Here is a 9,737-nt window from a genome sequence, read left to right on the forward strand (position 1 = left end):
GACAGAGGCAGACGCGGCTGCGGGACGGTGGGGGCGGGCCGCGCCGTTCCCCGCGCCCCTGGAAGGCCCCTGCGGGCCCCAGGAGAGGGCTGCGGGCCCCCAGGACGTGTCCTGGGGGCCCGTAGCTGCGTACGTACCGCGGAGCGGTCAGGCCTCGGTCTTCTCCGGGGCGGCCTCGACGGCCTCCTCGGTCGAGCCCTCGTCGGAGGCCTCGGCAGAGCCCTCCGTGGAGGTCTCGTCCTCGTCCTCGTCGTCGAGGTCCACGACCTCACCGTTCGTGTCCTTGACGGTGGCGGCCTCGACGACCACGGCAAGAGCCTTGCCGCGGGCGACCTCGCCGACCAGCATCGGGACCTGGCCGCCTTCGACGACCGCCTGGGCGAACTGGTCGGGAGACATGTTCGAAGAGGCCGCACGCCGCATGAGGTGCTCGGTGAGCTCCTCCTGGTTGACGTTCAGCTTCTCCTTGTTGACGAGCTCGTCCAGGACGAACTGCGTCTTGATGCCCTTGACCGCCGCTTCCTTGGTCTCGGCGTCGAACTCCTCGGCCGTCTTGCCCTGGATCTCCAGGTACTTTTCGAGGTCGAGGCCCATCTGGCCGAGCTGGTGGTGCTCCAGGTTGTGCTTGCGGGTGTTGATCTCGTCCTCGAGAAGCTTCTCGGGGACGGGCACCTCGACGAGCTCGAGCAGCTTCTCCAGGACTCGCTCCTGGGCCTGCGTGGCCTGGTCGTACTGCTTCATGTTCTCAAGGCGCTTGCGGCTGTCGGCACGCAGCTCTTCGAGGGTGTCGAACTCCGACGCGAGCTGCGCGAAGTCGTCGTCCAGCTCGGGCAGCTCGCGCTTGGCGACCTGGCTGACCTTGACGGTGACCTCGGACTCCTTGCCGGCTGCCGAGCCGCCCTTGAGCTCGGAGGCGAAGGTGGCCTCGCCACCGGCCTCCAGGCCCTTCACGGCCTCGTCGATGCCGTCCAGCAGCTCACCGGAGCCGATGGTGTAGGAGACGCCGCTCGCGACGCCGTCCTCCAGGACCTCGCCGTCGACCTTGGCCTCCAGGTCGAGGGTGACGACGTCACCGTCCTCGGCGGCACGCTCGACGGGAGCGGTCGAGGCGAAGCGCTCGCGCAGCTCCTCGACGGCCTTGTCGATGTCCTCCTCGCCGACCTCGACGGCGTCGACCTCGACCTCGATGCCGGAGTAGTCCGGGATCTCGATCGTCGGGCGCACGTCGACCTCGGCGGTGAAGTTCAGCGTCTCGCCGTCCTTCAGCTCCGTGATGTCGACCTCGGGCTGGCCGAGGACGTTCAGCTCGGCTTCGTTGACCGCTTCGGTGTAGAACTTCGGAAGCGCGTCGTTGACCGCTTCCTCAAGAACCGCACCGCGGCCGAACCGCTGGTCGATGACACGAGCCGGAATCTTGCCCTTCCGGAACCCCTTCACCGTGACCTGCTGGTTGATCTTCTTGTACGCCGCGTCGAGGCTGTCCTTGAGCTCCTCGAAGGGCACCTCGATGCTGAGCCGAACCCGGGTCGGGTTCAGGGTCTCCACGGCGCTCTTCACGGTTCGGTCTCCTTGGGGGCTGACTTCTTTGGGTTCTACTGACGGTCTCCACCGGATACGGCGGAGCCTCAGCGGACTGGCGGCCCTTGAGGGACGTAAAAATGCAGACACACGGGCGCGCAGTTTGCATACTAGCCGCAGCCGGTACACGCCCCAAAAAGGTGATCTCGCCGGTGGTCCGGCACGGTGGTCGGGGTGGCGGGATTTGAACCCACGGCCTTCCGCTCCCAAAGCGGACGCGCTACCAAGCTGCGCCACACCCCGTCTGGTGCGACACGTAGGGTACATGCCCGCGGACCGTGCCACGCCCGCATTTCCGGGGGCGTCGCCGCCCACCGGAACGGGGTGTGCGGCGAGGGGGTGCGACCCGCTACGATGCTTCAGTGCCGCGGGTCACTGACCTGCGGTGCATGCTGTGCGGGCGTAGCTCAATGGTAGAGCACTAGTCTTCCAAACTAGCTACGCGGGTTCGATTCCCGTCGCCCGCTCCAGATGACGTAGGGCCAGGTCGGAGATCGAAATCTCTGCCTGGCCCTCACGTGTTTCCGGGCCCGGTCAATCACCGAGGAACGTGAGCAGGGCCGCGAGGAGGCGGGCCGGGGCGTCCAGGGGTACGAGGTGGCCGGCGGCCGGGATCGTGCGCAGGCGTGCGCCGGGGATCAGGGCGGTCAGTTCCTCTCCCTTGGCGGGTGGGATCCAGGTGTCCTCCGCGCCCCAGCAGACGGTGACGGGCAGGTCCATCGAGGGGTACAGGCCCTGGATCTCGTCGGTGTGGGCCTGGTCGGCCTGGGCGATCTGGCGGTAGAAGGCCGCCTGTCCGTCCTCTCCCGTCCAGGGGGCGACGAGTCCGGTCAGGACGTCGGGCCGCAGTCCGCGACGGCTCGCGGAGCCGACGTACTCACGGACCAGTGCTTCGTGCAGCGGGGCCGGGAGTTGGCCGAAGACGTCGGCGTGCGCGGCGACCAGCCGGAAGAAGGGTGAGCCCCAGGGTGCCAGCGCGACCGGGTCGACCAGCGCGAGACGTCCGTACGCGGCCCCGTGAAGCAGATGCGCGCGGAGGGAGACGCAGCCTCCGAAGTCGTGCGCGATCACCGAGGGGTTCGTGAGCCCCCAGCGGTCGAGGAGTTGGGCGAACACCACTCCCTGCGCCTTCAGCGAGACGTCCTGGCCGTCACTCTTCGCGGAGGCGCCGTAGCCCGGCATGTCCCAGACGTGGACCCTGTGCCCCTCGGCGGCCAGGGCGGGGGCGATCTCGTGCCATACGTACGACGAGAACGGGGTGCCGTGCAGCAGCACCACCGGTGGGCCGTCCTGCGGTCCGAGGCGGTCCCATCGGAGGGTCCCGATCGGACTCTCCCAGCTCTCGCGCAACCGCCAGGAGGTCTTTCCGTCCACTCCGTCCACTCCGGCGTGCTCCTTCGCTCTCGCCGAGTCGCCCGGCGTCCGATGTGGGGGGCGCGGTCACGACCGCGGGCGTCACGGCGACAGAAGCAGCGGCGCGCAGAAGCGGTGGCAGTAGCGAAGACGAAGTGCCGATTCCGGGGTCGTCGACGGGCCGGCCGTGCGCGGGCTCCGCCGGGCGACGGGTCCGGGCAGTGCCGTCCCGTCCGCTCCCGCGCCGCGCGCCCATGGATCGCCGGGCCCGTGCACCCGCTCAGAACTGGATCGAGTTGATGGTCTCCGCTATCGAGTTGAGGAAGCGCTGGATGTCGTCCGCCATGCCTGTGGAGGCTAGGAAGAAGCCGAAGAGCACGGCGACTACCGCCGGCCCCGCCTTGATCGATCCACCCCGTATCAACACCACCAGGACGATCGCCAACAGCAGCACCACTGACAGCGAAATGGCCACAACTGATCACACCCTACGGTCGGTCCGCTCTCCCGGCCCGGAGGTGCAACCCCACACACCCCCGCCAGAACCATCGTGCCACCAACAGGGCCGCCGTATGCGGCGGGTGAGGCATCCATCGGTAACCGACGTGAACGGGCAGGCCCCGCACGGCAATTCGAGGTATCCCTCCCACGAGGAATTCAGAGAGATCGTTTCCATGTCCACACACCTGCGCACACAACCTGTTCGCAGGTAATTCGAATTGTTGGCACAGGCACACCCGCCCCCTGCCGGGCGGGGGACTAACAGGGCACTAAAGCCGACTCGATGGGACATTCCACCAGAGTCGCCCGCGGGTGGTATGCGATGTTTAGTCATGACGAATCAGGACGTAACACCCGCGCCGAATGTGGCGCTCGCCATAGTCATTGCCATGTCAACTTCACCAAATCCTGGGTACCCGAGGGACGATAAGCAGGATTCGACTCAGGGGTTTTACGGAATCCCACAGACAACGCTAGGGTGCTTCAGATGTCCTACGCCGCCTCGTCCCCCGCATGTGCGGCGAGGTCGCGGATCGTCTCCCCCGGCTCCTGGTGGGAGGGTCTGTGACGAACTCGCTCCGTCCGCACGGCCAACAGAGGGCTCCACTCCCACCGGCACAGTCACCGGCCCCAGGAGTACCGAGTCCGCGACCAGCAGGAACGCCGGACGCGGGCGCCGCCGCCGCGCCGGAGGTCAGACCCGCCAAACCGCGCGACGCGTTCTTCGACAACGCCAAGTACCTCGCGATCGTCTTCGTCGCGATGGGCCACGCCTGGGAACCGCTGACCGACCACAGCCGCGCCGCCGAGGCGCTCTACATGGTCGTCTACACCTTCCACATGCCGGCGTTCATCATCATCTCCGGCTACTTCTCCCGCAGTTTCGACATGCGCCCCGACCGGCTGCGCCGGCTGATCACGGGCGTCGTCGTGCCGTACGTCCTCTTCGAGGTGGCGTACTCCCTCTTCAAGAGGTGGGCGGACGACGATCCGAGCCATCCGATCAGTCTGCTGGACCCTTGGTATCTCACCTGGTTCCTGGTCGCGCTGTTCGTGTGGCGGATGACCGTCCCGCTGTGGAAGGTCGTGCGCTGGCCCGTACCGCTCGCGCTCGCCATCGCGATCCTCGCCTCCGTCTCCCCCGACATCGGCGACGACCTGGACCTCCAACGGGTCCTGCAGTTCCTGCCGTTCTTCGTCGTGGGCCTGTTCATGAAGCCCGAGCACTTCCAGCTGATGCGGCGCCGTGAGGTCCGGATCCTGTCGGTGCCGGTCCTCGCGCTGACGCTGGCCTTCGCGTACTGGGCGGGGCCGCGGATGAACTCGGCGTGGTTCTACCACCGTGACAGTGCCCAGGAACTGGGTGCGCCGTGGTGGGCCGGTGTCGTGATGACGCTCGCGATGTTCGGCTGCTCGATGGTGCTCACGTCGTGCTTCTTCGCGTGGGTGCCGCGGCGCAAGATGTGGTTCACGGTTCTCGGGGCGGGCACGCTGTACGGCTATCTGCTGCACGGCTTCCTCGCCAAGGGGTCCCGGTTCTGGGGCTGGTACGACGACTACGGCTGGCTGAGTCATCCGGTCGGCGAGGTGTTCGTGTCCGTCTTCGCGGCGGCCGTCATCACCGCGCTGTGCACGCCTTTGGTGCAGCGGGTGTTTCGCTTCGCGATGGAGCCGAAGATGGAGTGGGCGTTCCGCCGGGACGCCACGGAGGTGGCTCGCGAGCGGGCCAAGTCTTGACGGGTTGGCTGCGCGCTTGCGGGCGGGTGCGCTTGCGGTAGTGGGGTGTCTGCGGGTCAGTCGTGGCTGGCCGCGCAGTTCCCCGCGCCCCTGAAAAGCAACCCTGCGGGTCCGTTGTCGCTGGGCGCGCAGTTCCCCGCGCCCCTTGGGCGCGCCCCTGCGGGGCTCGTCTCAGGGGTGCTTGGGGGGTTGTAGGCCCAGGAGTTCGTGCATGTTTCTGTATTTTTCTGTCAGGCGGGTGCGGGTCTCCTCGTCCAGGGCCGACAGGCGTTCCGGGTTCGCGTTGTGGGCCAGGTCCGCTTGTTTCACCAGGAGGGCGCCCGGCGTGGTCAGGATGCGGGTGGCGTAGGTCTGTGGGGGCTCGGCCGGGCGTTTGGTGACGGCCAGCACCATGGCCTTCGTACGGGCGGAGAGCGCGGCCCCGCGCAGCCAGTCCTCGGAGAGTGCGTCGTCCTCCACGGAGTCGTGCAGCCAGGCTGCGGCGATCTGGTCCTCGTCGCCGCCGCGGGCGCGCACCCCCTCGGCCACCGCCCGCAGATGCTCGGCGTACGGGCGGCCCGCCTTGTCCGTCTGGGCGGCGTGCGCCTCGCGTGCCAGGGCCTCGACCTCGGTGAGGGTCAGCAGCGGGCGGGGCTCGTTGTCGGTCATGCGTCGAGTGTGCCCCGTAGCGCCGCCCTCGCCGGCACGGTCACCGCCGTCAGCCCGAGGACCACCACGGCCGCCACGAACGATCCGTACACCAGCGGCGGTATGTACGGTGCCTGGCCCGTCAGGCCCTTCATCATCGGGACGAGGGTGGCGAGGGCGATGGCCGTGCCGAGGGTGATGTCGGCCAGGGCGACGAGCAGCGCCTCCCAGCGGATCATGCGCATCACCTGGCGGCGGGTGGAGCCGATGCGCCGCAGGGTGCCCAGTTCCCGGCGGCGGTCGGGCACGGTCATCACCAGGGTGTTGGCGGCGGCGACGGCCGCGAAGCCGCCGAGGACGGCCGCCATGACGGTGTTCGCCCACTCGTTCAGTTCGAGGTCGAGGGACCGGGCGGCGGTGTAGTCGCCCCGGGGCAGGACCGTGCCCGCCTTCCCCGCCGCCCCCGCAAGGCCCTCCGCGGTCCCGCCCTTCGTCCACACCTCGGTGGGGAAGGCGGAGGTGACGTGGGTCGCGAGGTCGGCGTGGGCCATGGTGATCCGGGAAAGGCCCATGCCCCGCCCGTACGTGGCCACGACGCGCGGCGCGGTCTTCGTACCGTCGGGCAGACGCAGTTCGATGCGGTCGCCCACTGCGATGTCGGCGTTCGCAGCGAGGGAGGCGTCGATCGCGACCTCGCCCCGTTGCAGGGACAGGGCGCCCCTCTCGACCTTCAGGTCCTGCACGCGGGCCAGGTCGCGGGGCGAGCCCATGACCCCCTGCGCGGAGGCCGAGTCGAGCGTTCCGTTGCTGCGGAACAGCACCTCGGTCCTCAACAGGCCGACGGCCGCGGTGACTTCGAGGGCGCGAGCGGCCTTCTGCACGGCGTCGGGGGCGAGGCCCGGACCGGACGTCACGATGTGGTCGGCCACGATGCCGTCCCGCTGCTGCCGCAGGGTGGCCCGCTCCTCGCTGGTGTGCATGAAGACGAGGACGGACGAGAAGGCCGTCGCGAGGACGATCGGGGTGATCGCGGAGGCCGTCCGGCGGGCGTTGGTACGGGAGTTGGCGGCGGCGAGCGAGGCGGAGGCGCCCGCTCCGCGCAGCGGGAGTCCGAACAGGGCGGCGCAGGCGCGGGCGACCAGCGGGCCCAGCAGGGCCACGGAGAGCATGAACAGCATCACGATGCCCAGCGCCGCGTTGGCCGCGTCCTCGCCGGTCAGCGAGGCGGCGAAGCCCGCGCAGACCGCGCCTCCGACGGCCGCCGCGATCCCGAGCGGGGTACGGATCCAGCCCGGACGCAGCCGTTCCACCGAGGCCTCGACGAGCGCCTGCCCCGGCTTCGTACGGGCGGGGCGGCGGGCGGCGGCGTACCCCGCGACCAGCGCCGCCACCAGGACCGTACCGACGGCCGCGAGCAGCGGGATCCACGAGACGGACAGGCCGACGGCCTCCGGGATCGCGCCCTTGTCCCTGAGCCGCCCGAACCACCAGCGGGCCAGGGCGATCCCGGGCAGGCAGCCGATCAGGCCCGCGAGGGGTGCGACGAGGAGGGTCTCCGTGGCGATGGAGCGGCGGATCTGGCGCGGGGTCGTCCCGATGGCACGCAGCAGCGCGAACTCGCGGGCGCGCTGGGCCACCGACAGGGCGACCGTGCCCATGGCCGTGAAGACGGCGACCGTCGTGGCGATGCCGCAGAAGGAGCCGCCGAGGGCGATCAGCATCTCCTTCGACCCGGCGAGGGAGGAGTCCTCCAGGGCCCCGCGGTCGTCGCCGGTGTGCACCTGGGCGCGGTTCCCGAGGGTGTGCGCCACCCGGGACTTGAGGGTGTCGGCGGAGGTTCCGTCCTTCGGGAGGACGGCGATGGCGTCGATGCGGCCGGGGTGCCCGGAGACGCGTACGGCTTCGGTGTCGGCGAACCAGGCGGTGGGGCCGCCCGTTCCGGCCAGGCCGGAGACGCGGAAGGTGCGGGGGCCGCCGGCGGTCGTGAGGGTGACGCGGTCGCCCACCGTGCCCTCGGTGAGGCCCCCTTCGCCCGGCCGGGGAGTGTGGCCCGCCGTCAGCCGTTCGCCGGTGAAGGCGGTGGAGCCTCAGCCGTGCGCGGTGACCGGCTCTCCCGTACGCGTCCGCACGGGGAAGGTGACGTCCGGCACCGCGGTACGGGCGCCGGGTACCGCGCGGGCCTTCGCGACCAGCGAGTCGTCGAGACGGGTTCGGTCCGGGACCGGTACGGGTCGTCCTCGCGGTCCTCGCCGTGGCCGGTGACGAAGTGGGCGCGCTGGTCGGCGGCGGCGACCACGGGGGCGCCGGCGTAGCGCACGGGCGGGACCGAGGCGCGCAGGCCGGTCTCCAGGAGGATGCCGCAGGCCGAGACGATCAGCGCGGCCATCGCGAGCGCGACGAACGTCCCCACGAACGCGGCGGGCTTGAAGCGGACGGCGGCACGGGCGAGCCCGTTGGGCACGAACATCAGGCTGCCGCCGGGTCCGGGTGGGGAGAACCCCACCCTTATCGACCCCCCTTAATCGTTTGGTAAACTAAGTACTGACGCTTTCTTGACGTTCTCTTGACCCACTTGTCTTATTCAGCCGACCACCCCCTCGACCAAGGAGGAACGGGCCCATCGGACACGCAGAGCTTCTGATCGCCATGGGCGGTGCCTTTCTGGCCGCCGCCGTTCTCGCCCGCGTGGGTGCCCGGATCGGGCTCCCCACCATCCCCCTCTTCATCCTGGCCGGGATACTCCTCGGCCCCCACACCCCCGGCTTCGTGCTCGTCTCCGACCCGCACGAGATGGAGATGCTCTCCGCGCTCGGCCTGGTCCTGCTGCTCTTCTACCTCGGCCTCGAATTCCACATGGACGACCTCAAGGCGGGCGGGCGCCGGATGGCGCTCTCCGGAGGGACCTACCTCGCCCTGAACGTCGGCGCGGGCCTGGGCTTCGGCTTCGCCCTCGGGTGGGGTACGTCCGAGGCGCTGGTGCTCGCCGGTGTGCTCGGCATCTCCTCGTCGGCGATCGTCACGAAGGTGCTGGTCGACACGGGGCGGCTCGGCAACGCCGAGACCAAGCCGATCCTCGGCATCATCGTCGTCGAGGACATCTTCCTCGCCCTCTACCTGGCGGCCCTCCAGCCCATCCTGTCCGGCGCCGACTCGCTCGGCTCGGCCGTCCTGGACGGCGGCAAGGCCTTCGCCTTCCTGCTGCTGCTGGCGCTCGCCGCGCGCTTCGGGACACGGATCGTGAGCCGCCTCTTCGACACCAGGGACGACGAACTGCTCGTCATCTCCTTCCTCGGTGCGGCCGTGTTCATGGCGGGGGTCTCGGAGTGGTTCGGGGTCGCGGACGCGATCGGGGCGTTCATGGTCGGTCTGATGCTCGGCAGTACGACCTCGGGTCCGCGGATCCTCAAGCTGGTGCATCCCCTGCGGGACGCCTTCGGCGCGATGTTCTTCTTCGCCTTCGGGCTGTCCATCGATCCGGGGGATCTGCCGACCGTGCTGTGGCCGGTGCTGGCCGCCGTCGCCCTGACGCTGGTCATGAACGTGCTGGCGGGGCTGGGGGCCGCGCGGATCTACGGGTTCGGGCCCGGGCCCGCCGCGAACATCTCGACGACGCTGCTCGCTCGGGGGGAGTTCGCGCTGATCCTCGCGACGATGGCCGCGGTGGCGGGGCTCGACGAGCGGCTGTCGCCGTTCATCGCGGGGTATGTGCTCGTGCTCGCCGTGCTGGGGCCGTTGGCCGCGGGGCGGTCGGGGTGGCTGGCGCGGATCCTGCCCGGGGGGAAGGCGGCGCGGGCGGCCGAACAGGCCGCCGAGCCTCGGGAGTCCACACCGGTGGGCTGAGGGGACCTTTCCTCGCCCCCGCCGCCCCTACCCTCCCCGTCACCGCATGGGGGCTGCGCCCCCTCGCCCCCTTTTGCGCAGTTCCCCGCGCCCCCAGGTGC

At 70.0% G+C, this 9,737-nt stretch carries 6 protein-coding genes, 2 tRNA genes and 1 pseudogene; 3 read left to right on the top strand and 6 right to left on the bottom strand.

Translation table 11 applies throughout. From position 1 onward, the window contains the following. Nucleotides 1-147 precede the first annotated feature (147 nt). Together tig and ACFVH5_RS41985 are read right to left on the bottom strand one after the other, a co-directional pair. Nucleotides 148-1,557 carry a trigger factor gene (gene tig / locus ACFVH5_RS41980; RefSeq protein ID WP_385838952.1) on the bottom strand — a complete coding sequence of 470 codons (1,410 nt, stop codon included), beginning with the start codon at nucleotides 1,555-1,557 and terminating at the stop codon, nucleotides 148-150. 187 nt (nucleotides 1,558-1,744) lie between these two features. Next, a tRNA-Pro gene (locus ACFVH5_RS41985) sits at nucleotides 1,745-1,821 on the bottom strand. 153 nt (nucleotides 1,822-1,974) lie between these two features. Between ACFVH5_RS41985 and ACFVH5_RS41990 the strand changes: the two genes are divergently transcribed. Further along, a tRNA-Gly gene (locus ACFVH5_RS41990) sits at nucleotides 1,975-2,048 on the top strand. Nucleotides 2,049-2,112: 64 nt separating this feature from the next. On the opposite strand, the gene ACFVH5_RS41995 is transcribed toward ACFVH5_RS41990, so the two are convergent. Then, a complete protein-coding gene (locus ACFVH5_RS41995) occupies nucleotides 2,113-2,961 on the bottom strand; it encodes an alpha/beta fold hydrolase (protein WP_385838953.1) in 849 nt (282 codons plus the stop codon). Nucleotides 2,962-3,211: 250 nt separating this feature from the next. Next, nucleotides 3,212-3,406 carry a hypothetical protein gene (locus ACFVH5_RS42000; RefSeq protein WP_107016269.1) on the bottom strand — a complete coding sequence of 65 codons (195 nt, stop codon included), beginning with the start codon at nucleotides 3,404-3,406 and terminating at the stop codon, nucleotides 3,212-3,214. Nucleotides 3,407-3,996: 590 nt separating this feature from the next. Between ACFVH5_RS42000 and ACFVH5_RS42005 the strand changes: the two genes are divergently transcribed. Then, a complete protein-coding gene (locus ACFVH5_RS42005; RefSeq protein ID WP_384809180.1) occupies nucleotides 3,997-5,169 on the top strand; it encodes an acyltransferase family protein in 1,173 nt (390 codons plus the stop codon). 171 nt (nucleotides 5,170-5,340) lie between these two features. Here ACFVH5_RS42005 and ACFVH5_RS42010 read toward each other — a convergent pair whose 3' ends face one another. Further along, nucleotides 5,341-5,817, bottom strand: coding sequence for an HD domain-containing protein (locus ACFVH5_RS42010; protein WP_385838954.1), 477 nt, complete (start codon nucleotides 5,815-5,817; stop codon nucleotides 5,341-5,343). Beyond that, nucleotides 5,814-8,263: pseudogene (locus tag ACFVH5_RS42015) on the bottom strand (ABC transporter permease). Before ACFVH5_RS42015 ends, ACFVH5_RS42010 begins: the two are co-directional and overlap by 4 nt. Before the next feature lie 179 nt (nucleotides 8,264-8,442). Here ACFVH5_RS42015 and ACFVH5_RS42020 point away from each other — a divergent pair. Next, on the top strand, nucleotides 8,443-9,636 hold the full coding sequence (locus ACFVH5_RS42020; protein WP_385838955.1) for a cation:proton antiporter: 1,194 nt from the start codon (nucleotides 8,443-8,445) through the stop codon (nucleotides 9,634-9,636). Nucleotides 9,637-9,737: the final 101 nt, after the last annotated feature.

Source organism: Streptomyces sp. NPDC127119 (assembly GCF_042677425.1).
Taxonomy (GTDB): Bacteria; Actinomycetota; Actinomycetes; order Streptomycetales; family Streptomycetaceae; genus Streptomyces.